We start from the raw sequence: 22,104 nt of genomic DNA on the forward strand, positions 1-22,104 counted from the left end.
CAGTGTTCAGGGATGAGGCACCGGCACTACGGCAATCCTGTACGGTTCGAAAATCTTCAGCAGTTCGCCATTGTCGCGCAGGGCATGCAGCAGCTTACCGAAGGCTTCGCCAGTGATCGGAGCGCTCGGTCGCAGAATCGCGTAGTGGTGATAGATCTGATCGGTACGCTGCGAGGGCAGCAAGGCATCGCGGACCTTTTCGTTGCGCAGCAGGTAATCGAACAGATAGGAACGCGTCACCAGAGCAATGTCGGCGCGTCCGCGCAGGACCATCAGCAGGTTGCTGTCGTGGGAATAGGTCAGCGTGGCGTTGTAGTTTTTCGCGAGGTATTTCGGATCGGCGTTGAAGTTGGCAAATTCGTAGTGATAACCGCTGAACAACGCCAGACGCTTGCCCGAAAGGCTGGAGAAATAGCTCTGCTGGCGGCCGTCTTCGCGTTGCGCGACGAAAATCTCGGCGTCTTCCAGGCCCATGTCGACGTCATCGTGGGGAATGTCTTTCCAGCCCCACTCGGGGTTTTCGAAGATTGCCATGTCGATCCGGCCCTGCTTGAAATCACCGAAGCGGCGCGGGATCGACGTCGGCACCAGGACGAACTGATAGTCGCTCTGCGAGCGGTTCAGCGCTTCGATCAATTGCGGCAACAGGCCGGTGTCGGCGCCGTTTTCCGGGCGAATCGTATAGGGCGGGAAATGCGCGGCGCCGACCCGGACCAATTGCGCTGACTGAGCGGGCAATACCCATAACGCAGCCAGCGCAGCGAGCATCAGCCCGGCGGCTGTCCGAATTGGCGAAGACTTCAAAACACCCCACTCCCCGAAAAAAATAGCGATCAATGCATTCAAGCTAGGCGGTTTCGCCGACTTAGCCAGTTTCCCGGCCGGTCCGACAACCGTTCAACGCGCTTCGAGGACCAGAATCAGCGCCTCATCGGCGAGTTGATCGAGGCTCAAACTGCCGCCAGCACGGAACCAGGTGGTGGTCCAGGACAGTGCACCGGTGAGGAAACGTCGGGTAATAAAAACGTCGCCGCGAATATATCCGGCGTCCTTGGCTTCACCCAGAACCTGCAGCCAGATGTCCTCATAAACGTCACGCAGGGCGAGGACTTTAGCCTGGCCATCTTCGGACAATGAGCGCCATTCGTACACCAGCACCGCCATCGCCTCGCCGCTGCCGCCCATGATCGACTGCAACTCGCAGCGAATCAGCGCCAGCACCTTGTCGCGCACGTCGCTTGCCTCGGCCAGGGCCGCGCGCATCAGCGCAGTGTTGTAGCGGATGGTTTCCTCCATCACCGCGCGCAGGATTTCGTCCTTGCTTTTGAAATGATGAAAAATGCTTCCCGACTGAATGCCCACAGCGCTGGCCAGATCGCGCACCGTGGTGCGCTCGTAGCCTTTGTTGCGAAACAGGTGAGCCGCCACTTGCAGCAATTTGCCGCGGGCGCTGTCGGGGTCGGTCAGCTGGCCTTGGTCGACCAGTTCGCGCATGACCCGCAGGGCTTTTTGCTCGTCCACCCTTTCTCTCCTACAGTCGATCAGTGTGTTGCCCCCTGTAACCGCAGGGTTGCGCGCAATTTAAGCCGCGCGCGGGCACCAAGCAAGCGCTTGGGCAGAAGAATGTTTCGCCTGTTTACAAACCAAGCGCTTGCTTGGTAGCCTCCAGACACTTCTGTCGCAGGTTCCTGAGTCGGAGATAAAAATGCCAACCACCGTGCGAATCGGCTGCGCCAGTGCCTTCTGGGGCGACACGTCCACCGCTGCCGCCCAGCTTGTCTCGGGCGGAAACCTGGATTATCTGGTATTCGATTATCTGGCCGAGATCACCATGTCGCTGATGGCCGGCGCGCGCCTGAAAGACCCGCAGGCCGGGTTCGCTGGCGACTTCGTTGAAGTGCTGGCGCCGCTGCTGACGCAACTGGCCGAGCAGAACATCCGCGTGATCAGCAATGCCGGCGGGGTCAATCCGCAGGCTTGCGCGGCGGCCCTGCAAGCGGCGTGCGACCAGGCCGGGGTCAGGCTGAAGATTGCCGTGTTACTCGGCGATGACCTGCAAGGACAACTCAAACACCCAGCCGATATCCGCGAAATGTTCAGCAGCGCCCCGCTACCGCGAATGTGCGTGTCGACCAACGCCTACCTCGGCGCGCCTGGGATTGTCGAAGCCTTGCGCCTGGGCGCCGACATCGTCATCACCGGTCGGGTGGTCGACAGTGCCGTGGTCAGCGCGGCGCTGGTCCACGAATTCGGCTGGTCGTGGCATGACTACGACAAACTCGCCCAAGCCGCACTGGCCGGGCACATCATTGAGTGCGGCGCACAGTGCACCGGCGGCAATTTCACCGACTGGTGCGACGTGCCGGATTACGAGCACATCGGTTTTCCGATCGTCGAGGTCAATGCCGATGGCCAGTTCCTTGTCAGCAAACCGGAAGGCTCAGGAGGGCTGGTCACGCCGCTGACCGTTGGCGAGCAGATGCTCTATGAAATCGGCGATCCGCAGGCTTACTTGCTACCCGACGTGATCTGCGATTTCACCCAGGTCAAACTCCAGCAACAAGGCAAAAACGTCGTGCAGGTGCACGGGGCCAAAGGCCTGCCACCCACCGACAAATACAAGGTCAGCGCGACATATCCGGACGGTTTTCGCTGCACCGCCAGTTGCCTGATGGCCGGCATCGACGCGGTGGACAAGGCGCGGCGGGTCAGCCAGGCGATTATCGACAAGACCGCCGAGATGTTCAGCCTGCGCGGCTGGGCGCCGTACAGCGAAACCCATGTCGAACTGCTCGGCAGCGAAGCCACTTACGGCCCCCATGGCCAGCGCCGCGACAGCCGCGAAGTGGTGATCAAAATCGCCGTGCGCCATCCCGACAAACGCGCGCTGGTGCTGTTTTCCAAAGAGATCGCCCAGGCCGCGACCGGTATGGCGCCGGGCTTGACCGGCATCGTCGGCGGTCGGCCGACGGTTTATCCGGTCATCCGCCTGTTCTCGTTCCTCATCGATAAAAGCGCCTGCACCCTGCAAGTCGACATGGCTGGCGAGTGCCATCCGTGTGCCCTGCCCGCCCTGGTGGCTCTGGACAGTGCAGATTTGCCGGTCGCCCAGCAACCGCCCAAACCCCAGGGCCGCGCCGATGCCAGTGTGCCGTTGGTGAAACTGGCGGTGGCACGCTCCGGCGACAAGGGCAACCACAGCAACATCGGCGTGATGCCGCGCCATCCCGATTACCTGCCGTGGATCGCCGAAGCGCTGACAACTTCGGTGGTTGTCGACTGGATGCGCCACGTCCTTGATCCAGTGCTCGGGCGTGTTGAACGCTGGTATCTGCCCGGCACTCACAGCCTCAACTTTCTCTTGGAAAACGCCCTCGGCGGTGGCGGTGTCGCCAGTCTGCGCATCGACCCGCAGGGCAAAGCCTTGGCCCAGCAATTATTGGAAATCCAGATCCCGGTGCCGCAGAGCATCGCCGAACAGCTCGACTAGAGGATGGTGTGCATGGCTTACGCGTCGATTTTTCGCGCCGATCTGTTCAGCGGCCAGAACCTGATTGTCACCGGCGGCGGCAGCGGCATCGGACGCTGCACCGCCCATGAACTGGCGGCGCTCGGCGCCAATGTGCTGCTGGTCGGGCGCAAGCCGGAAAAGCTCGTAAAGGTCGCCGCCGAAATCGCCGAGGACGGCGGCCGCGCGCACTGGAAGGCCTGCGATATCCGCGATGAAGAAGCGGTCAAACAACTGGTCAAAGAGCTGATCGCCGAACACGGGCCGATCCACGGTCTGGTCAACAACGCCGGCGGCCAATACCCGTCGCCATTGGCCTCGATCAATCAGAAGGGCTTTGAAACCGTGCTGCGGACCAATCTGGTCGGCGGTTTTCTGATGGCGCGCGAAGTGTTCAACCAGTCGATGAGCAAACACGGCGGCAGCATCGTCAACATGCTCGCCGACATGTGGGGCGGCATGCCCGGCATGGGCCACTCCGGCGCGGCGCGCTCGGGCATGGACAACTTCACCAAGACCGCCGCGTTCGAGTGGGGTTATGCCGGGGTGCGGGTCAACGCCGTGGCACCGGGCTGGATCGCCTCCAGCGGCATGGACACTTACGAAGGCGCGTTCAAAGCGGTGATCCCGACCCTGCGCGAGCACGTGCCGCTCAAGCGCATCGGCACCGAATCGGAAGTCAGTGCGGCGATCGTGTTTCTGCTCAGCCCGGCGGCGGCGTTCATCAGCGGCACCACAGTGAAAATCGACGGCGCCGCCAGCCTCGGCAGTCGTGCATGGCCGCTGCACAAGGCCAGCCACAGCGAATCGTTCAATGGTTTCCACCGCGCCTATTTACCTGACGTGCTCAAGGACAAGGAATAAGCCATGGCGCAGATTCAGTCGCAACTCGATCCGCACAGCGAAGCGTTCGCGCGCAACCGCGCCGCCATGCACGCCGCCATCGAGCAGGTGCAGCAGCTTGAACAGAACCTGTTGAACAAGGCCGCCGAAGCCAAAGACAAATTCAGCAAACGCGGGCAACTGTTGCCCCGCGAGCGCCTGAACCTGTTGCTCGACCCCGGCGCGCCGTTCCTCGAACTGGCCAGCCTCGCCGGCTACAAGTTGCATGACGACAAGGACGGCAGTTCGGCCGGTGGTGGGCTGATTGCCGGCATCGGTTACGTCTGCGGCATTCGCGCGATGGTGGTCGCCAACAACAGCGCGATCAAGGGCGGCACGATCTCGCCGAGCGGCCTGAAAAAATCCCTGCGCCTGCAACAGATCGCCCGGGAAAACAAACTGCCGATGATCACCCTCGCCGAAAGCGGCGGTGCCAATCTCAATTACGCGGCGGAGATTTTTGTCGAAGGCGCGCGCAGCTTCGCCAATCAGGCGCGCATGTCGGCAATGGGTTTGCCGCAGATCACCGTGGTGCACGGCTCGGCCACGGCGGGCGGCGCCTATCAACCGGGGTTGTCGGATTACGTGGTGGTGGTGCGCGGCAAGGCCAAGCTGTTTCTCGCCGGCCCACCATTGCTCAAAGCCGCCACCGGCGAAGTCGCCACCGATGAAGAACTCGGTGGCGCCGAAATGCACGCGCAGGTCGCCGGCACCGCTGAATATCTGGCCGAGAACGATGCCGACGGCATCCGTCAGGTCCGCGAAATAATGCGCATGCTGCCATGGAATGAACAGCTGCCCTGGCTGCCGGAGCCGCCATACAACGAACCGCTCTACCCCATCGACGAACTGCTGGGGTTGATCCCGGACGATGCAAAAAAGCCCTACGACGTACGCGAAATCATCGCGCGGATCGCCGATGAGTCGGACTTTCTCGAGTTCAAGGGCGAGTTCGATCAGCAAACCATTTGCGGCCAATTGAAAATCCAGGGCCGCGCCTGCGGTTTCATCGGCAACAACGGCCCGATCACCCCGAAAGGTGCGAGCAAGGCTGCGCAGTTCATCCAGCTGTGCGATCAGAGCCAGACGCCGCTGCTGTTTTTCCACAACACCACGGGTTTCATGGTCGGCACCGAATCGGAACAGCAAGGCGTGATCAAGCACGGCTCGAAACTGATCCAAGCGGTGGCCAACGCACGGGTGGCGAAACTGACCATCGTCGTCGGCGGTTCCTACGGCGCCGGCAACTACGCCATGTGCGGACGCGGGCTCGATCCGCGCTTCATTTTCGCCTGGCCCAACAGTCGCACAGCGGTGATGGGCGGCGCGCAGGCCGGCAAGGTCTTGCGCATCGTTACCGAAGCGAAACAGCTCAAGGACGGCATCGAGCCCGATCCGAAAATGCTCGACATGCTTGAGCAGATGACCGCGCAGAAACTCGACAGCCAATCCACCGCGCTCTATGGCAGTGCCAACCTGTGGGACGACGGCCTGATCGACCCACGCGACACCCGCACCCTGCTTGGCTACTTGCTGGATATCTGCCACGAAGCCGACAGGCGTACGTTGCAACCCAACAGCTTCGGCGTCAGCCGCTTCTGACCGCCACGGATCCTACGGAGAACAACAACAATGATCTTCACCCCGGAACACGAAGCCCTGCGCCGCACCGTCCGCCAATTCGTCGCGCATGAAATCAATCCGCACGTCGAAGAATGGGAAAAGGCCGGGCGCTTTCCCATCCACGATATTTTCCGCAAGGCTGGCGAGCTGGGCCTGTTGGGGATTTCCAAGCCGGAAAAATTCGGCGGCATGGGCCTCGATTACAGCTATTCGATTGTCGCCGCCGAAGAGTTCGGCACCATTCATTGCGGCGGGATTCCGATGTCGATCGGCGTGCAGACCGATATGTGCACACCCGCCCTCGCCCGCTTCGGCTCCGATGAACTGCGCGAAGAGTTCCTGCGCCCGGCCATCACGGGCGAACAGGTCGGTTGCATCGGCGTTTCCGAAGTCGGCGCCGGCTCCGATGTCGCCGGGCTGAAAACCACGGCGCGCAAGGACGGCGATGACTACGTGATCAACGGCAGCAAAATGTGGATCACCAACTCGCCGAGCGCCGATTTCATCTGCCTGCTGGCCAACACCTCGGACGACAAGCCGCACATCAACAAGTCGCTGATCATGGTGCCGATGAACACCCCGGGAATCAGCCTCAGCTCGCACCTGGACAAACTCGGCATGCGCAGCTCGGAAACCGCCCAGGTGTTCTTCGATAACGTGCGCGTGCCGCAGCGCAACCGCATCGGCCATGAAGGCGCGGGGTTCATGATGCAGATGCTGCAGTTCCAGGAAGAACGCCTGTTCGGCGCGGCGAACATGATCAAGGGCCTGGAATATTGCATCGACAGCACCATCGAGTACTGCAAGGAGCGCAAGACCTTCGGCAACGCGCTGATCGACAACCAGGTCATCCACTTCCGCCTCGCCGAACTGCAGACCGAAATCGAATGCCTGCGCGCCTTGGTCTATCAGGCCACCGAGCAGTACATCAAAGGCCAGGACGTCACCCGCCTGGCCTCCATGGCCAAACTCAAGGCCGGGCGCCTCGGCCGCGAAGTCAGTGACAGCTGCCTGCAATATTGGGGCGGCATGGGTTTCATGTGGGACAACCCGGTGGCGCGCGCCTATCGCGATGTGCGTCTGGTGTCGATTGGCGGCGGCGCCGACGAAATCATGCTGGGCATCATCTGCAAACTGATGGGCATCCTGCCGGGGAAAAAGAAATGAGCGGCCTGCCGGATTGCCAGACGCTGGTGCTGGAACTGCATGGCGACGTGCTGCACATCACTCTCAACCGCCCGGACAGCCGCAACGCGATGAGCCTGCAAATGGTCGCCGAACTGCGCGCGGTGCTGGCGGCGATACGCGATGACCGCGCGGTGCGCGCGCTGGTGCTCAGCGGCGCCGGTGGGCATTTCTGCGCCGGTGGCGACATCAAGGACATGGCCAATGCCCGGGCCCAAGGCGCGGAGGCTTATCGCGATTTGAACCGGGCGTTTGGCGCGTTGCTGGAACAAGCCCAGCAGGCGCCGCAAGTGCTGATCACTGTGCTGCAAGGCGCCGTGCTCGGCGGCGGATTCGGTCTGGCCTGTGTCAGCGATATCGCCCTGGCCGATCACCAGGCGCAGTTCGGTTTGCCGGAAACCAGCCTCGGCCTGATCCCGGCGCAAATCGCGCCGTTCGTGGTGCAACGGATCGGCTTGACCGAAACCCGCCGACTCGCGCTGACGGCGGCGCGTTTCGATGGCGCTGAGGCGCAACGTCTGGGGCTGGTGCATTTTGTCGAACAGGATGCCCAGGCGCTGGCCGAGCGGCTGGATGAGGTGTTGCAACAGGTGCTGCGCTGCGCGCCGCAAGCGAATGCGATGACCAAGAAATTGCTGTTGGCGAGTGCCGGGCAGCCGTCGATTGAATTGCTCGATGACGCGGCGCAGTGGTTCAGCGCGGCAGTGACCGGAGACGAAGGCATCGAGGGGACTATGGCTTTTGTGCAAAAGCGCAAACCGCGGTGGGTCAACTAAAAGCTTCGCGAGCAGGCTCGCTCCCACAGGTCGGAATTGCATTGCAAATGTGGGAGCGAGCCTGCTCGCGAAGAGTCCATCCAACCCACCGCAAAAACCTCAGGAAACCCACCATGCCCGCCATCCACAAATCCCGGGTCGAAATGCATTCCAAATGTGGGAGTGAGCCTGCTCGCGATGAGGCCACCACATTCACCGCCATCATTTCAGGAACCCCACCATGCCCACCCTCCACAAAATCCTGATCGCCAACCGCGGTGAAATCGCCTGCCGCATCCAGCGCACGGCCCAGGCCTTGGGCTATCGCACCGTCGCCGTGTTCAGCGACGCCGACGCCGATGCGCTGCACGTGCAAATGGCTGATCAGGCCGTGCACATCGGCGCGGCACCAGTGCAGCAGTCCTACCTCAACATTGCAGCGATCATCGACGCCGCTCGACGCAGCGGTGCCGATGCCATTCACCCCGGCTACGGCTTCCTCTCGGAAAACGCCGATTTCGCCCGCGCCTGCGCCGAAGCCGGGCTGATCTTCATCGGCCCCAGCGCCGAAGCGATCGAGTTGATGGGCAGCAAACGCCTGTCGAAGATCGCCATGCTTGATGCCGGCGTTCCATGCATCGCCGGCTACCAGGGCGCAGCGCAGGACGACGCGACCCTGGTGGCCGAAGCAGAGCGCATCGGTTATCCGCTGATGATCAAGGCCAGCGCCGGTGGTGGCGGACGCGGCATGCGCCTGGTGCACGAGGCCAGCGAACTGGCGGCGCAACTGCGCACGGCCCGTTCCGAAGCGCTGAACGGTTTCGGCAGTGACGAACTGATCCTCGAACAGGCATTGATCGAACCCCGCCATGTGGAAGTGCAGCTGTTCGGCGACCAGCACGGCCATCTGGTGTACCTCGGCGAACGCGATTGCTCGATCCAGCGCCGCCATCAGAAAGTCATCGAAGAAGCACCCTGCCCGGTGATGACCGCCGAGCTACGCCAGGCCATGGGCGAGGCGGCGCTCAAGGCCGGGCGCGCGGTGGATTACGTCGGCGCTGGCACCGTAGAGTTTCTGCTCGACGCGCGCGGGCAGTTCTACTTTCTGGAGATGAACACGCGCCTGCAGGTCGAACACCCGGTGACAGAAATGATCACTGGACTTGATCTGGTCGCGTGGCAATTGCTGGTCGCCGAAGGCCAGCCGCTACCGCTGACGCAGGAGCAGATCCGCCTCGACGGTCACGCCATGGAAGTGCGCCTCTACGCTGAAGATCCTGCCGCAGACTTTCTCCCGCAAACCGGCCGAATTGCGGCGTGGCATCCAGCATCGGACCACGGCGCGCGCATCGATCACGGTCTGCTTGAAGGTCAGTCAGTCAGCCCGTTCTACGATCCAATGCTGGGCAAACTGATCGCCCACGGCGCCACGCGTGAAGAGGCGCGGCGCAAGCTGTTGCGTGCGGTGCAGGACACCGTGCTGCTCGGGGTGCAGAGCAATCAACGTTTGCTCGAAAGCCTGCTGCAACATCCGCAGTTCATCAGTGGCGATTTCAGCACCGCTTTCATCCAGCAGCACTTTTCCAGCCACGCCAGTCTCAACGCCCATGTGCCGACGGCGGAGCAACTGGCGATTGCCGTGGTGTTGTTCTATCAGGCCAGCGCCCTGCCCCATCGCCCGCCGCTGAACGGCTGGCGCAACAACGCCAGCGTGCCGTTGCACTATCGACTGGGCAGTGACGAGCAGGACTGGGCGCTATCGGTGCTCGCGCGCAAATCCGGCGAATGTGTCGTGCAGCTGGGCGAGCGCACGCTGGAGTTGAAAATCATCGAGCACACCGCGCAGTCGGTGAGCCTGGAAATCGACGGCCTGCGCCAGCGCCATGCCTATCGACTGCACGACGGGCAGCTGTGGCTGTTCACCCATCCGGGCAGCCTGCGCCTGGAGGATCGAACTCATGCGCTGATCGACAGTCAGACCAGCGTCGCCTCCGGCACCCTGAAAGCACCGATGGACGGTGCCATTGTCGACGTGCTGGTCAGCGAGGGCAGTACGGTCAGCAAGGGACAATTGCTGGTGGTGCTAGAGGCGATGAAAATGGAGCACCCGCTGAAAGCCGGCATCGATGGCGTGCTCAAACGGGTGCAAGTGAAGGTCGGCGATCAGGTAAAAAATCGTCAGGTTCTGTTGCAGGTCGAGTAGTCGCCCGGGCACAAGCGCGGGGTTTGACTACGCTCTGATAAATCAGAACGCGGAAATCAGGAACCCTGCGATGCCCCATTGGCTGGTCATAGATCTGGAAGCCACCACAGACGAGGGTGGCTGGCCGGTCACGGAAATGGAAATTATCGAGATCGGTGCGACCCTGGTCGACCGTGCCGGGCGCGAGCAGGATCACTTCCAGCGCTTCGTCAAACCGACCCGCCGTCCATTGCTGACGCCGTTCTGTCGGGAGCTGACGCACATCACCCAGGCCAACATCGATTCGGCACAACCGCTGAGCGAAGTCTGGCCGGCCTTCGAGCGCTGGCTGGCGCAGCATCAGGCCCGTCTTGAAGGCTGGGCCAGTTGGGGCGGTTACGATCGCCAGCAGCTGCTGCAGGAATGGCAGCGCCTGAACATCGACAGTGGCCTGAGCAAAGTCCCGCACATGAACCTCAAACAACGCTTCGCCAAGGCCCGACGCCTGGAGCGACCGCTGGGGCTCAACGGCGCGCTGCAACTGGCCGGCATGCAGTTTTCCGGACAGCAACATCGAGCCCTGGAAGATGCCCGCAACACCGCTCGGTTGTTGCCACTGGTTCTGCCGCTATAGGCGCGTGACGGCGCGAAAAGCCTTGTGCATACTGGCCGCCCCCCTTTTAAGCCCTTTTCGAGGAATCCGCCCATGTTTAAAGTCAACGAGTACTTCGACGGCACCGTCAAGTCGATCGCCTTTGGCACCGCTGAGGGTCCGGCGACCATCGGCGTCATGGCCCCGGGCGAATACGAATTCGGCACCAGCCAGCGCGAGATCATGCACGTGGTATCAGGCGCGCTGAGCGTAAAACTGCCAGACAGCAGCGACTGGGAAACCTTCGCCGCCGGCAGCCAGTTCAACGTCCCGGCCAACAGCAAGTTCCAGCTGAAAGTCGCCGTCGATACCGCTTACCTGTGCGAATACCGCGGCTGATCCCGCCGGTTTCACAGCGCAAAAAAATGCCCGTGTTGAGAAGACACGGGCATTTTTCATTTCAGCGACAGCCTATTCGAGAATTTCAACCGGCATGCCGACTTCCAGGCGGCCGTTGCTGTCGTTGACCAGGTTCTGTCCGAACATCGCGCCGTCGGCAGTGCTGCGGTGTTTCTGCAGCGTCGCGAACGGCTCGCGATCGGCGCTGCGCTCACCGGTTTGCGGGTCGACGGTGGTCATGATGCAGCGCGCGCACGGCTTGACCACGCGCAATTCGATGTCGCCGATGCGAATACGTTTCCAGTTGTCCTCGGCGTAAGGCGCGCTGCCCTCGATGACCAGATTCGGGCGGAAGCGCAGCATCTCCAGCTCTCGTCCTACCGTTTCCGAGAGCGCCAGCCGCGAGGCTTCGCCGATCAGCAGCAACGGATAACCGTCGGCGAACGCCACTTGATCATCGTCCCTGCCGAATCCCGCTTGCGTGGTGCGCGCTCGCTCCAGTGGCATTTGCACCAGACGTGTCGGTTTGCCGAGGAAGTCGCTGACAAAACGCGCGGCTTGATCACCGGCGTCCGGTACACGCAGGGTGTCACGCCAGATCGTCACCCCGCGCAGCTCGGCGTCGACCGCAGGCAATGGGACTTCGATGGAGCCCTGATCTGGAGCGCTCAGGGTCAGACCGCCGCTGGCATTCCACAATGCCGACAACTGACTCATTTTCGCTTCGGCACGCTGGGTCAGAAAGCGGCCGCTGGCCTCGTCCACCAGCATCCAGCGTCGGTCGCCCGCCAGCCCCAGCTTGTCCAGCTCGATGCTTTGCAGCATTTCGCCCTTGCCGGATTTCAACGGGTAACGATAAAGCGCGCTCAGACGCAGCATGGCCAGCTCCCTGATGGAAAAACGCCACCCTATACGAGCTTCAATGCTGAATCAAAGCCGTAGTGGGTTTGAACATATCTGTTGTGGGAGCGAGCCTGCTCGCGAACGCGCAGGCTCAGACAGCATTGATGGTGAATGTGCCGGCGTCTTCGCGAGCAGGCTCGCTCCCACAGGAAGCAAAATTTGCGTATTTCAGGCCGGCACGGCGTCGAGCATCAGACGCTGGCGCACCACGTCGACCAGTTTGTCCGGCTGGAACTTGGACAGGAAGTTGTCGCAGCCGACCTTCTTCACCATCGAGTCGTTGAAACTGCCGGACAGCGAGGTGTGCAGCACGACGTACAACCCACGCAAACGCGGGTCATTACGGATTTCCGTGGTCAGACGATAGCCGTCCATTTCCGGCATTTCCGCATCGGTGAAGATCATCAGCAGTTTGTCAGTCATGTGCACGCCGGTATCGGCCCAGGCCTTGAGCATGTTCAAGGCTTTCAAGCCATCGCTGGCGATGTGCATTTTCACCCCGAGCTGGCCGAGGGTGTCGCGCAATTGCGAAAGCGCCACGTTGGAATCGTCCACCAGCAACACTTCGCGGCCACGGGCGCGCTCCAGTACCGGATCGTCGAGCTTCTCGCGCGAGACCTTGGCGTTGTACGGGACGATTTCGGCGAGAACTTTCTCAACGTCGATGATCTCTACCAGTTGATCGTCGACCTTGCTGATCGCGGTCAGATAATGCTGACGGCCAGCACTGGTCGGCGGCGGCAGAATGGCTTCCCAGTTCATGTTGACGATGCGGTCGACACCGCCGACGAGGAAAGCCTGCACCGAACGGTTGTATTCGGTGACGATGATGGTGCTGTTCGGGCCCGGCACCAGTGGGCGCATCCCGATTGCCTGGGACAGGTCGATCACCGGCAATGTCTGCCCGCGCAGATTGACCACGCCGCAAACAAAGGGGTGGCGCTGCGGCATGAGGGTCAGCTTCGGCAGCTGCAGCACTTCCTGAACCTTGAACACGTTGATCGCGAACAGCTGGCGTCCAGCCAGGCGAAACATGAGGATTTCCAGGCGATTCTCACCCACCAGTTGCGTGCGTTGGTCTACCGTGTCGAGAATGCCGGCCATCAATGACTCCTGGGCTTGTTCTGATGAATTCACTATTAAGGTTTATCGGCTGCATTCAGCTAATCTTGATTGCTGTAAACCACCCAGTAAAAATGCCATAAATGGTCATTGATGTCACACTGACATCATGGTTTACTGGCATTCGTGATTTCATCTGCTAGATTCATTGCGGCGCGACCTCGGTTTGCACGTTAGGTTCCCGCGCCTAAGGGATTCCCCTAGGATCAATCAGGCCCAACCTGATATTCGCCATTTCCAATAGCCATTACTGTGACGCCATTCTCATTGCATGAACGGAGTCAGGCTATTGTGTGCGATCGCAACCCGGTGGCAACCCACCCCTTGGAACCCCTCAGTCTGTGCACCTGCACGACCGGGCGCGATCTGCCGACGATTCACGATCGGCGCCACACACGGCCATCCGTCAACCAACACGACGTGGTGGAGATAAACATGCCAATCGACCGTAAAGACTGGGCGCAACGCTTCCCCGAATTTCTGGTCGAGGCTGAAACGCTGCTCGCCAAGTCCGAAGAGTGCCTGAACCATCTGCAACTGATCAGCAATGACAAGGATGCCATCGACTGCATGCTTGGCACCCTGCTCAAGCTGGCAGGCAGAGCCGACGCGCTGGCACTGGAAGCGATTTCCGAGTTTTCCCTGCATATCTACAGCCTGCTGAACTTGCCGCAGCATTGCGTCGATCTGCACGAACAGGCCCTCGATGCCTTGCGCGACTGTTTCACCCTGATGGCATGGCAGCTTGAGCTGGTCGATCATAAAACCGGGCAACTGAGCCTGGACGAAAGCGAGCAGGCAGCCTTGCTCGAAGCCTTCGCGGCACAAATGGGTCAAGACACGTTTGAGCCAAAGATGATCAGCAAACGTTTGCTCTCATCGTCTCTTACGGCGCGCCAGGCTTGAGGAAATGGGTCGCGATATTGTCGTAATTGAATAGTTCATACCTGCCAGCGACAATCCGGGTGAAATAATCAGCGCGACCAACGGTTAAATTCCATGTGCCAACCTCAGGGTTTCCCTGTTTGCCCCCAGCGACACTTCCAGGCACATCGACGTCGTCCAAAATACAACAACCCCAACCTTTTCCAATATGGAACTTGCGTCCACGATCCGCTATTTCCTGATCGTACAGACACATATAGCAACCGCGACCAACGGTATGTTAAGTGGTATTATGCCGCCGGTTAGTTGCCCGCCAGTTAATGGCAAAGTGACTGCAATGCTTCAGTACCGATGTTATTGCCAGTCAATGATTGCTTAACGAATGCGGTTTGAATCAATAACATAATTGACAGTATTTCCACACAGAGATCCGCCAGTCATCGGCCGGTCTGCCCGCAGCGAACATCCATTGGCTCCATCCGTTATGCACGCCAGTCTCAAGTCACTTACTACATGGCCACCCTCGCGGGAAAACGCTCGGCGCTTCACACTTGTGCTGTGTGTCCTGGCGACCCTTGGCAGTCTGCTGGCCTATGTCTTGTCGGTCCGGATCCCGCTGGGTTTGCTGGTACTCGACTTCGCCGCCACCGCTTGCGTCTGGGTGCAATACAGGTTGTCGCGCAAATCGATCAAATTCCAGCCGCAAGAACTGGCCGATCGACTGTTGCAAGTCCAGGAAAACGAACGTCACCGGCTTAGCCGCGAATTGCATGATGATATCGGCCAATTGCTGACCGCCGCCAAACTGCAGAGCGACTGGCTCAAGCGTCGCCTGCCGGAAGATTTGCAGGAGCAATGCGCAGTGCTTTGCGACACACTGGATGAAACCCTGACCAAGGTGCGTGACGTCTCGGCGATTCTCAATCCACGTCAATTGACCAGCCTGGGCCTCGAAGCGAGCCTGCGTGCGCACTTGCTCAAGACACTGGCCAACACGCCGGTCAACTGGAGTCTCGATTGCCAGCAACGGCTCAACGGCATCCCCGAGGAAATGGCCGTCGCGGCGTTTCGCATCGCTCAGGAGGCCGTGACCAACATCTTGCGGCATGCAGAGGCGAAAAACCTGTTGATTCGGGTACAGCGTCTGCCGCAAGGTCTGACTCTGCTGATCAGCGATGACGGCCTCGGTTTCGCTCCGGCGGCCGACCCGGCCAGAGAAGGTCAACGCGGCATGGCCGGAATGGCCGAGCGCATCGAACAACTGGGTGGCACATTGAGTATCACTAGCGAGCCGGGCAAAGGCACTCGAATCGAAGCACTTTTCCCTTGGGCGCCTCGAGCGCTCGAACGGGCCAGTACGAATAAGGTTATGCGTTGACTTGTAACTTACTTCTGGTGGATGACCACTCGCTGATCAGGGCCGGCGTTCGCGCTCTGGTACTGGATATTCCCGGTTACGCGGTAATCGGCGAAGCCAACGATGGTTCGCAGCTGCTCGAAATGGTCGAGCAACTCAGTCCTGATATCGTATTACTGGATATCTCGATGAGAGAGACCGGTGGACTGGAGGCTCTGCAGCGCCTCAAGCGCGTGCGTCCGCAGAGCAAGGTCTTGATTCTGTCGATGCACACCGACCCCGCGCTGATCATGCAGGCGCTGGAGTCCGGCGCCCATGGCTACCTGCTGAAGGACACCACGGCGACTGAGCTTGAGCACGCGCTGGATGCCCTGCGCCACAACGAACGCTACCTGAGCCCGGCCATCGCCCACACCGTGATCAACCAGGCGTTGACGCGCAACCAGAAACATCAGCCGGACATCGCAGACTCGCACAATCTGACCGCACGCCAGCTGGAAATCCTCAGGTTGATCGTGCGAGGCAAATCCACCCGGGAAATCGCCAACGGCCTGGGCTTGAGCGTCAAGACCGTTGAAACCCACCGCGCGCAGATCATGAAACGCCTGCAAATCTACGACGTCGCGGGTCTGGTGCTGTTCGCCGTTCGTGAGCAGATCATCAGCCTTGATGACTGATCGGCGTTTGCTGCGTCAATAAGGGCGAGTCTTTCGGCAGGTGCACCTGCAACGCGGCAGGTTTGGCCACAAACCGCAGACTGTCGCCTTCCAGCGGCTCGCCGTCGAGATTGATGCTCAGCCCTTCGGCAACCTTGATCTCGACCCACGGCAACCTCGCCCGCACGAACATGTTGTCGAGACCAAATCCCTCGCTCAACAGATTCTTCAGCGTCCCGACCAGTTCCTGAGGTGCCGGCAAGATGCTGATGTCCAGCAAACCGTCGTCGACCCGTGCCTCGGGGCACAACACATGGCCACCTCCGGCCTGCCGACCATTACCGATCCCCAGCGCCAGCAGGTCGCCTTGCCAATGGAAATCGGGGCCCTGCAGCTCGCCATATGCCGCATGCAATTCGCTGAAACGGGTCAGGCCGGTAAACAGGTAAGCGGCGCCACCCAAGACTTTTTTCAAGTCTTCCGACGTATTGGCAGTGACCTGACTGCCGAATCCTCCAGTGGCCATATTCAGAAAAATCTGCCCGCCCACCTCTCCAAGATCGATTTCTGAAGGTTCAACATCCAGCAGCTCAAGGGCTTCGGCAGGTTCCAGCGAAATGCCAGCGGCGCGGGAGAAATCGTTGGCTGTCCCCAGCGGCAGCAGGGCCAGACTGGCCTTATGCGGTTGTTGAGCCAGCGCTTCGGCAATATCGCGCAAGGTGCCGTCGCCGCCGCCGGCAATGATCTTCGTGTAGCCGGCGGCCAACGCCTCCTCTACCAAGCGCTGGGCGTCCCCCGCTTCCCAGGTCAGTCGAACGGCGAGTTCCCACCCCAGCTCACGCCTGGCTTCGACGGCAGCCCGGACATCCTCGTTGAGTGCCTGTTTGCCATGCAAAATCAACAGTGCCCGGCGTTCACTCATAACGTCACTCCAAGAATTGAATCGGTTGAAACATCTTGACCGCTGCGCGACGTAAAAAAGCCACGCGATTGCTAATTAATTCCGTTGATAAAAGCCGGCGTCCTACAGAGCGGTATCTTTTCTTACGAAACAAGAGGAATCGGCTTAATTGACCACGCCTGACCATTGGGTCACCGTGTGCTGGCAGCATCAACCTTCAACCCAACAACACAAGGATGTGCCGGAAATGAACGGATACCCCCCGATTCTTCTTCATGAATCACAAGATGGAACAGCCAGCAGCAAACAGACAACTGAGGCGTTCGGCGAGTACTTTCATGCAAAACCATGAAACCAAGGCACCGGTGAGCCCGGTCGCCGCTCTCTCCGAAAGTCGTGCCAATAAAAAATCCGATTTCTGTAACAGCGCCAAGCCCACTGGAGAGTTTGATATGGAACCCCGTGTCAGCGAGCTGGAAACCCACTTCAAATATATGCGCCGCGACATGGACGAAGTGCTCAATGATGTTCGAACTATAAAACACCGTCTGGCGTATTCGGCGGGTGCAACGGCTGTACTGCTGGGTCTGCTCGGCTGGGTGGGCAACAGCCGATTCGACCAGTTGGTCACGCTGATCAGCAACTGACCGAATGAATCGTTGCACGCGCCGCCTGTTGCAGCCGACGCGTGCATGGCAAGGCCGGCTATCCCAGCAGATCACTCAGCGGAATGAAGCTCACTTCTTCACCCTCGCTCAGCGTACGGCCCTCTCGAACTTCCACCAATCCGTCTGCCCACGCCGCGCTACGCAGCACGCCAGAGCTCTGGTTGCGATAAATGGTGGCCCGTCCTTTTTCCAGACGCCCGCGCAGATATTCGCGGCGGTTTCCGGCCACTGGCCAGACAAAGCCCGCAGGCACGGCAAACCTGAGAGGTTCGACGTCCTGCACACCCATGCGTCGCAAAAGATAAGGCTGCGTCAGCAATGCGAACGTCACCAGTGTGGAAGCAGGATTGCCAGGCAGACCGATGACCGGCACATTGCGGAAATACCCGACCGTTAGTGGTTTTCCCGGCTTGATGGCCAGTTTCCACAGGGCCAGCTCGCCTTTTTCGCGTAATGCGATACCGAGAAAATCAGCCTCACCGACCGAAACACCGCCGGTAGAAAGAATCAGATCGACATTTTGCAACTCACCGAGCCGGGCCCGAGTGGCAGCCAGATCGTCCGGGAGGATTCCGCCATCGATGACTTCACATCCAAGACGCTGTAGCCAACTGCACAGAAGCACGCGATTGCTGTTGTAGATCTGGCCCGGCCCCAACGGCTTCCCTGGTTCAACCAGTTCATCACCGGTGGACAATACTGCTACACGCGGCTTGCGCACGACGTTGAGACCAGCACAGCCAAGCGAAGCCGCCAAGCCCTGTTCAATCGGTCCCAATCGGGTGCCTGCCTGCAGAACCCTTTCACCGACTGTGGTTTCCTGGCCTTGCGGACGAATGTTCTGCCCGGCTTTCAAAGGCTCGAGGAAACGCACCCGGCCATCGGCCTGAACATCGGCGTTTTCCTGCATCTCGACGCAGTCGGCACCCGATGGCAGCGGTGCCCCGGTGAAGATCCGCGCGCAAGTACCAGGCTCGAGCGGTTCCGGAGACTGTCCGGCGAATACTTTCTGACTGACCGGCAGAGGCTCGCCTTGCCAGTCGGCCAGGTTCAAGGCGTAGCCGTCCATCGCGCTGTTCGGCCACGGCGGCAGATCCAGTGTCGAGATCAGATCTTCAGCCAGTACCCGTCCTTCGACTTGAGCCAGCGGCAAGTGCTCGCACTCGACAATGCGCGACGCATCGGCCATGTCCAGCAAACGCTCAAGCGCCGTTTCGACGGGCAGCAAACTGCCGGTCTTGCCTGGCTTACCCACGGGATTCACAAGGCGCCGCCTGCTTCAGATGCGCGACGAAGTTGCACGGGCGGTGACGGGCGTCCAGTTGCTCTGCGAGGATGCCATCCCATCCGGTGCGCACCGCATTGGTCGAACCAGGCAGGCAGCAGACCAGCGTACCGTTGGCCAGACCTGCCAGGGCACGGGACTGCACGGTCGAAGTGCCGATATCGGCCACGGAGATCTGGCGGAACAGTTCGCCGAATCCGTCGACCTGCTTGTCCAGCAGGCATGCTACCGCCTCGGGTGTACTGTCACGCCCGGTGAAGCCGGTGCCGCCAGTGATCAGCACAACCTGAACCACATCGTCGGCAATCCAGTTGGCGACTTGCGCGCGAATTTTATACAGATCATCTTTAAGCAGAACGCGCTCCGCCAGCGCGTGACCGGCCGCGATCAAGCGATCGACGAAGACCTGGCCGGAGGTATCGGTTTCCAGGGTTCGGGTGTCGCTGACAGTCAGCACCGCAATATTGAGCGGCACGAAAGGTACATCAGCCTTGGCTTTCATAGGCTCTTCCAGTTGTAGGGGAAACAGCCCGGTGTTATATCACAGCGGCCCATTTTTCCGCCGCCCCTCTGGAGAGTCGTCATGCCCCCGAACAGCCTATTGCCGCCCTGCTCCGTCCTGCTTCTGGCCGGTGGACGCGGTCAACGCATGGGCGGTCAGGACAAGGGACTTATCGAATGGCTGGGCGAGCCGCTGATCGCGCATTTGCAGCGCAAGGTGCGGCCGTTGACCGACGATCTCATCATTTCGTGCAACCGTAACCGCGAGCGTTATGCCACGTTTGCCGATCAGTTGGTCATGGATGACGAAGGCGATTTTCCGGGTCCCCTGGCCGGTATTCGTGCAGGGCTGAAAGCGGCGCGCCATGCGCATCTGCTGGTGTTGCCGTGTGATGTGCCGCGAATCGACAAGGCCTTGCTGCAAGACATGCTCTTCACTGCCGATCAGCAACGTGAAAAACCTTTAATGCTGCGCCACGGCGAGCACTGGGAACCGCTACTGTGTGTGATTCCGGTAGCTTTGTCACCGGCCTTCGAAACGGCCTGGTACGCTGGTGAACGCAGTCCCGGACGGGTGATGCGCAGTCTCGACGCGGTCGCATTGCAATGCCCCGACAATGATCCGCGACTGGCCAACCTCAACACCCCCGAATTGTTACATCTGCATAACACTGTGTCAGACTGACATTATCCAAGGAACTCTCACGCCTTGTTTACGTCTCAAGCTCAGTAACCAGAAGATTTCCCATTCGGAGACACACTCATGACTCAACGGACCCTCGCCACTTTCATGCTCGCACTGGGCTTGGCAACCCTCGCCGGTTGCTCCTCGCCGACAGTGATCACCTTGAATGACGGTCGCGAAATCCAGGCCGTCGACACCCCGAAATACGATGATGATTCGGGCTTCTACGAGTTCCAGCAACTGGACGGCAAAGAGACCCGCATCAACAAGGATCAGGTTCGTACCGTCAAAGAGCTGTAAGGCTCCGGGTCGATACCGGATACAGAAAGCCCGCATTGCGATGCGGGCTTTTTCATGGGCGCAGCAAAAGTGCATCAGTTTTCACCACTGCAAGGTGATCCGGCTTTCGAACTCCCGTACCTCACCCGTCACCGGGTCAATGAAGCGCAAGCCTTGCGCGAGCAGCTTCAACGGATTGGCGTAGTCGTCCTCGACATCTTTCAGCACAGTCGGATAAAAAGGATCGTTGCAGATACTCGCGCCCAGCGCGGTCATGTGCACACGCAGTTGATGCTTTTTGCCCGTCACTGGAAACAGACCATAGCGCCACAGATCGCCGTTTTTCTCGCGCACCTCGACTGCCGTTTCGGTATTGCTGGCACCCGGTCCTTCCTGCATACGGAAGAAAGGCTCGCCATCGACCAAGCGGCTCTTGTGCACCAGCGGGAAATTCAGCCCGGGCAGCGCCGGGGCAATCGCTTCGTAGCGCTTGTCGATCTGCCGTGTCGGAAACAGTGACTGATAGGCCGAGCGGGTTTGCGGATTGGCCGAGAAAATCACCAGCCCTGCGGTGTGCCGATCAATTCTGTGCAGTGGCACCAGATGCGGATTGTCAAGGCGACGGATCAGCCGCCGCAGCAGGGTCTGTTCGACATATTCCCCGGCCGGCGTCACCGGCAGGAAATGAGGTTTGTCCGCCACCACCAGATGTTCATCGGCGTAGAGAATAGACTCGACCACCGGGATCGGTTTTTCGTCCGGCACTTCGCGAAAATAATGGATGCGCAGACCTTCCTTGTAAGGCAGGTCCAGCGCAATCGGCTGGCCCTGCGCATCCAGCACCCGCCCCCGAACAATCCGGTCGAGCCACTGCTCGCGCCCGATGGCGCTGAAGTGCTCGCACAGGCAATCGAGTACCGTCAGCCAGGGACCGGGCGGCAAGTACAACGTGCTGGCCTGATTGTGCGCAGCGGAAAAAACGGGACTGGACATACGAAACAGGAATCCTCAATGCAGGCCGGCATTATCCAACATCGAGGCACGGCCACCTAGCGCAGTTTCTTCAAGCCGGAATCGATTTAGGGCCGCCGCTTCGGTGAACTCCTTCAGCCAGCGCAACACGTCGACCGCTTCCCAGCGACCCGGATCGTACAAGGCGTACAGCAGGCCCTGATAACCGACCACATCCAGTTGCTTGTGATAACCGGCCCGCTGAAACAGGGCTTCGATTTCGGCAAAGCAGGTATTGAAATGCAGCTTGTTGAACGGCGTCTTGCCTTCCGTGACCAGCCCGTCCAGGCGCAATTCGAGGACGGCCTCGCGCACCACGTCGACCGACATCCGGTTAACGCTGCTCTTCAACTGTTCGACATTGACCACGGTTCATCCCTCTGACTCGATTGCTGTATGGACATACAGTAACCGAAGATGCCAGGGAGTGCCAACGCAAGGATGGGTTGCTGCGACCAGCGGAATAGACCAACTAAATCTGCGTCAGCGTAAAAACGCTACGATTTCATCGCCACTGAACGGCCAATCCAGCTCCGCGCCAGTGTCGACCCGCCGCAGTACCGGAATGCGCAAGCTGTACTTTTCGAACCACAATTGATCTTCGGCGATGTCCACCAGTTCAACCAGCAGACCATGCTCGACGAAGGGCATCAGCTCGGCTTCGGCGACTTCACACAGATGACACCCGAGGGTGCCGAACAGCTGACATTCAGGAGGCATGACGG

Annotated in this window: 24 protein-coding genes; 14 read left to right on the forward strand and 10 right to left on the reverse strand. The window is 60.1% G+C overall.

What is annotated here, in order from left to right; translation table 11 throughout:
- Positions 1 to 6: 6 nt before the first annotated feature.
- Positions 7 to 804: a substrate-binding periplasmic protein gene (locus AC0Z4S_RS22750; protein ID WP_485624686.1), complete on the reverse strand. Its 798-nt coding sequence runs from the start codon at positions 802 to 804 to the stop codon at positions 7 to 9.
- A gap of 93 nt (positions 805 to 897) precedes the next feature.
- Positions 898 to 1,521 carry a TetR/AcrR family transcriptional regulator gene (locus AC0Z4S_RS22755; RefSeq protein WP_485624687.1) on the reverse strand — a complete coding sequence of 208 codons (624 nt, stop codon included), beginning with the start codon at positions 1,519 to 1,521 and terminating at the stop codon, positions 898 to 900.
- A 184-nt stretch (positions 1,522 to 1,705) separates the two neighbouring features.
- Between AC0Z4S_RS22755 and AC0Z4S_RS22760 the strand changes: the two genes are divergently transcribed.
- The 8 genes from AC0Z4S_RS22760 (at position 1,706) to ppnP (ending at position 11,126) form a co-directional block, all read left to right on the forward strand.
- Entirely contained in the window at positions 1,706 to 3,490 is a 1,785-nt protein-coding gene (locus AC0Z4S_RS22760; protein WP_485624688.1) for an acyclic terpene utilization AtuA family protein, read from the forward strand.
- Positions 3,491 to 3,502: 12 nt separating this feature from the next.
- Positions 3,503 to 4,372: an SDR family oxidoreductase gene (locus AC0Z4S_RS22765; protein WP_485624689.1), complete on the forward strand. Its 870-nt coding sequence runs from the start codon at positions 3,503 to 3,505 to the stop codon at positions 4,370 to 4,372.
- A 3-nt stretch (positions 4,373 to 4,375) separates the two neighbouring features.
- Entirely contained in the window at positions 4,376 to 5,992 is a 1,617-nt protein-coding gene (locus AC0Z4S_RS22770) for an acyl-CoA carboxylase subunit beta (RefSeq protein WP_485624690.1), read from the forward strand.
- A gap of 30 nt (positions 5,993 to 6,022) precedes the next feature.
- Positions 6,023 to 7,180, forward strand: a complete 1,158-nt coding sequence (atuD, locus tag AC0Z4S_RS22775) for a citronellyl-CoA dehydrogenase (protein WP_485624691.1) — start codon at positions 6,023 to 6,025, stop codon at positions 7,178 to 7,180.
- Positions 7,177 to 7,974, forward strand: a complete 798-nt coding sequence (locus AC0Z4S_RS22780; protein WP_485624692.1) for an enoyl-CoA hydratase/isomerase family protein — start codon at positions 7,177 to 7,179, stop codon at positions 7,972 to 7,974. The genes atuD and AC0Z4S_RS22780 overlap by 4 nt, the downstream gene beginning before the upstream one ends.
- 220 nt (positions 7,975 to 8,194) lie before the next feature.
- Positions 8,195 to 10,156 carry an acetyl/propionyl/methylcrotonyl-CoA carboxylase subunit alpha gene (locus tag AC0Z4S_RS22785; RefSeq protein ID WP_485624693.1) on the forward strand — a complete coding sequence of 654 codons (1,962 nt, stop codon included), beginning with the start codon at positions 8,195 to 8,197 and terminating at the stop codon, positions 10,154 to 10,156.
- 70 nt (positions 10,157 to 10,226) lie between these two features.
- Positions 10,227 to 10,769, forward strand: a complete 543-nt coding sequence (locus AC0Z4S_RS22790) for a 3'-5' exonuclease (RefSeq protein ID WP_064361558.1) — start codon at positions 10,227 to 10,229, stop codon at positions 10,767 to 10,769.
- 72 nt (positions 10,770 to 10,841) lie between these two features.
- Positions 10,842 to 11,126 carry a pyrimidine/purine nucleoside phosphorylase gene (ppnP, locus tag AC0Z4S_RS22795; RefSeq protein WP_039759849.1) on the forward strand — a complete coding sequence of 95 codons (285 nt, stop codon included), beginning with the start codon at positions 10,842 to 10,844 and terminating at the stop codon, positions 11,124 to 11,126.
- Positions 11,127 to 11,198: 72 nt separating this feature from the next.
- Here ppnP and AC0Z4S_RS22800 read toward each other — a convergent pair whose 3' ends face one another.
- Entirely contained in the window at positions 11,199 to 12,005 is an 807-nt protein-coding gene (locus AC0Z4S_RS22800) for an MOSC domain-containing protein (RefSeq protein WP_485624694.1), read from the reverse strand.
- Positions 12,006 to 12,197: 192 nt separating this feature from the next.
- Positions 12,198 to 13,133, reverse strand: a complete 936-nt coding sequence (locus tag AC0Z4S_RS22805) for a chemotaxis protein CheV (protein ID WP_016770829.1) — start codon at positions 13,131 to 13,133, stop codon at positions 12,198 to 12,200.
- Between the two features lie 453 nt (positions 13,134 to 13,586).
- Between AC0Z4S_RS22805 and AC0Z4S_RS22810 the strand changes: the two genes are divergently transcribed.
- The 3 genes from AC0Z4S_RS22810 (at position 13,587) to AC0Z4S_RS22820 (ending at position 16,070) form a co-directional block, all read left to right on the forward strand.
- Positions 13,587 to 14,057, forward strand: a complete 471-nt coding sequence (locus AC0Z4S_RS22810; protein WP_485624695.1) for a hypothetical protein — start codon at positions 13,587 to 13,589, stop codon at positions 14,055 to 14,057.
- A 463-nt stretch (positions 14,058 to 14,520) separates the two neighbouring features.
- A complete protein-coding gene (locus tag AC0Z4S_RS22815) occupies positions 14,521 to 15,414 on the forward strand; it encodes a sensor histidine kinase (RefSeq protein WP_485624771.1) in 894 nt (297 codons plus the stop codon).
- Positions 15,411 to 16,070 (forward strand): response regulator, encoded by a 660-nt coding sequence (locus AC0Z4S_RS22820; protein WP_485624696.1) that lies wholly within the window; start codon positions 15,411 to 15,413, stop codon positions 16,068 to 16,070. The genes AC0Z4S_RS22815 and AC0Z4S_RS22820 overlap by 4 nt, the downstream gene beginning before the upstream one ends.
- Here the strand turns inward: AC0Z4S_RS22820 and yegS are convergent.
- On the reverse strand, positions 16,054 to 16,971 hold the full coding sequence (yegS, locus tag AC0Z4S_RS22825) for a lipid kinase YegS (protein WP_485624697.1): 918 nt from the start codon (positions 16,969 to 16,971) through the stop codon (positions 16,054 to 16,056). The two genes, AC0Z4S_RS22820 and yegS, sit on opposite strands and share 17 nt — an antisense overlap.
- Positions 16,972 to 17,288: 317 nt before the next feature.
- On the opposite strand from yegS, the gene AC0Z4S_RS22830 reads away from it, so the two are divergent.
- Positions 17,289 to 17,597: a hypothetical protein gene (locus tag AC0Z4S_RS22830; protein WP_471878121.1), complete on the forward strand. Its 309-nt coding sequence runs from the start codon at positions 17,289 to 17,291 to the stop codon at positions 17,595 to 17,597.
- Between the two features lie 58 nt (positions 17,598 to 17,655).
- Here the strand turns inward: AC0Z4S_RS22830 and AC0Z4S_RS22835 are convergent, their stop codons facing one another.
- Both AC0Z4S_RS22835 and moaB read right to left on the reverse strand, forming a co-directional pair.
- Positions 17,656 to 18,882 (reverse strand): molybdopterin molybdotransferase MoeA, encoded by a 1,227-nt coding sequence (locus AC0Z4S_RS22835; RefSeq protein ID WP_485624698.1) that lies wholly within the window; start codon positions 18,880 to 18,882, stop codon positions 17,656 to 17,658.
- The gene (gene moaB, locus AC0Z4S_RS22840; protein ID WP_485624699.1) at positions 18,866 to 19,405 is read right to left on the reverse strand and encodes a molybdenum cofactor biosynthesis protein B; all 540 of its coding nucleotides are present in this window, start codon (positions 19,403 to 19,405) and stop codon (positions 18,866 to 18,868) included. Before moaB ends, AC0Z4S_RS22835 begins: the two co-directional genes overlap by 17 nt.
- Before the next feature lie 81 nt (positions 19,406 to 19,486).
- Between moaB and mobA the strand changes: the two genes are divergently transcribed.
- Complete coding sequence (gene mobA / locus AC0Z4S_RS22845; protein WP_485624700.1) at positions 19,487 to 20,089, forward strand: molybdenum cofactor guanylyltransferase MobA; 603 nt, start codon at positions 19,487 to 19,489, stop codon at positions 20,087 to 20,089.
- 78 nt (positions 20,090 to 20,167) lie between these two features.
- The gene (locus AC0Z4S_RS22850; protein ID WP_016770600.1) at positions 20,168 to 20,389 is read left to right on the forward strand and encodes a YgdI/YgdR family lipoprotein; all 222 of its coding nucleotides are present in this window, start codon (positions 20,168 to 20,170) and stop codon (positions 20,387 to 20,389) included.
- 81 nt (positions 20,390 to 20,470) lie between these two features.
- On the opposite strand, the gene AC0Z4S_RS22855 is transcribed toward AC0Z4S_RS22850, so the two are convergent.
- The 3 genes from AC0Z4S_RS22855 to AC0Z4S_RS22865 form a co-directional block, all read right to left on the reverse strand.
- Entirely contained in the window at positions 20,471 to 21,361 is an 891-nt protein-coding gene (locus AC0Z4S_RS22855) for a pseudouridine synthase (RefSeq protein ID WP_485624701.1), read from the reverse strand.
- Between the two features lie 15 nt (positions 21,362 to 21,376).
- Entirely contained in the window at positions 21,377 to 21,748 is a 372-nt protein-coding gene (locus AC0Z4S_RS22860) for a transcriptional regulator (RefSeq protein ID WP_485624702.1), read from the reverse strand.
- 114 nt (positions 21,749 to 21,862) lie between these two features.
- Entirely contained in the window at positions 21,863 to 22,099 is a 237-nt protein-coding gene (locus AC0Z4S_RS22865) for a glutaredoxin family protein (RefSeq protein ID WP_485624703.1), read from the reverse strand.
- Between the last annotated feature and the right edge of the window lie 5 nt (positions 22,100 to 22,104).

The sequence above is a fragment of the Pseudomonas sp. 1L-B-1-E-C1 genome (genome assembly GCF_057291835.1).

Excerpts from the sequence above, each read along its gene's own strand:
- AC0Z4S_RS22855 (WP_485624701.1), bottom strand. The coding sequence starts at position 21,361 with ATGTCCAGTCCCGTTTTTTCCGCTGCGCACAATCAGGCCAGCACGTTG.
- AC0Z4S_RS22830 (WP_471878121.1), top strand. The coding sequence starts at position 17,289 with ATGCAAAACCATGAAACCAAGGCACCGGTGAGCCCGGTCGCCGCTCTC.
- AC0Z4S_RS22770 (WP_485624690.1), top strand. The coding sequence starts at position 4,376 with ATGGCGCAGATTCAGTCGCAACTCGATCCGCACAGCGAAGCGTTCGCG.
- AC0Z4S_RS22815 (WP_485624771.1), top strand. The coding sequence starts at position 14,521 with ATGCACGCCAGTCTCAAGTCACTTACTACATGGCCACCCTCGCGGGAA.
- AC0Z4S_RS22805 (WP_016770829.1), bottom strand. The coding sequence starts at position 13,133 with ATGGCCGGCATTCTCGACACGGTAGACCAACGCACGCAACTGGTGGGT.
- moaB (WP_485624699.1), bottom strand. The coding sequence starts at position 19,405 with ATGAAAGCCAAGGCTGATGTACCTTTCGTGCCGCTCAATATTGCGGTG.
- AC0Z4S_RS22765 (WP_485624689.1), top strand. The coding sequence starts at position 3,503 with ATGGCTTACGCGTCGATTTTTCGCGCCGATCTGTTCAGCGGCCAGAAC.
- ppnP (WP_039759849.1), top strand. The coding sequence starts at position 10,842 with ATGTTTAAAGTCAACGAGTACTTCGACGGCACCGTCAAGTCGATCGCC.
- mobA (WP_485624700.1), top strand. The coding sequence starts at position 19,487 with ATGCCCCCGAACAGCCTATTGCCGCCCTGCTCCGTCCTGCTTCTGGCC.
- atuD (WP_485624691.1), top strand. The coding sequence starts at position 6,023 with ATGATCTTCACCCCGGAACACGAAGCCCTGCGCCGCACCGTCCGCCAA.
- AC0Z4S_RS22865 (WP_485624703.1), bottom strand. The coding sequence starts at position 22,099 with ATGCCTCCTGAATGTCAGCTGTTCGGCACCCTCGGGTGTCATCTGTGT.
- yegS (WP_485624697.1), bottom strand. The coding sequence starts at position 16,971 with ATGAGTGAACGCCGGGCACTGTTGATTTTGCATGGCAAACAGGCACTC.
- AC0Z4S_RS22760 (WP_485624688.1), top strand. The coding sequence starts at position 1,706 with ATGCCAACCACCGTGCGAATCGGCTGCGCCAGTGCCTTCTGGGGCGAC.
- AC0Z4S_RS22790 (WP_064361558.1), top strand. The coding sequence starts at position 10,227 with ATGCCCCATTGGCTGGTCATAGATCTGGAAGCCACCACAGACGAGGGT.
- AC0Z4S_RS22780 (WP_485624692.1), top strand. The coding sequence starts at position 7,177 with ATGAGCGGCCTGCCGGATTGCCAGACGCTGGTGCTGGAACTGCATGGC.
- AC0Z4S_RS22850 (WP_016770600.1), top strand. The coding sequence starts at position 20,168 with ATGACTCAACGGACCCTCGCCACTTTCATGCTCGCACTGGGCTTGGCA.
- AC0Z4S_RS22785 (WP_485624693.1), top strand. The coding sequence starts at position 8,195 with ATGCCCACCCTCCACAAAATCCTGATCGCCAACCGCGGTGAAATCGCC.
- AC0Z4S_RS22810 (WP_485624695.1), top strand. The coding sequence starts at position 13,587 with ATGCCAATCGACCGTAAAGACTGGGCGCAACGCTTCCCCGAATTTCTG.
- AC0Z4S_RS22800 (WP_485624694.1), bottom strand. The coding sequence starts at position 12,005 with ATGCTGCGTCTGAGCGCGCTTTATCGTTACCCGTTGAAATCCGGCAAG.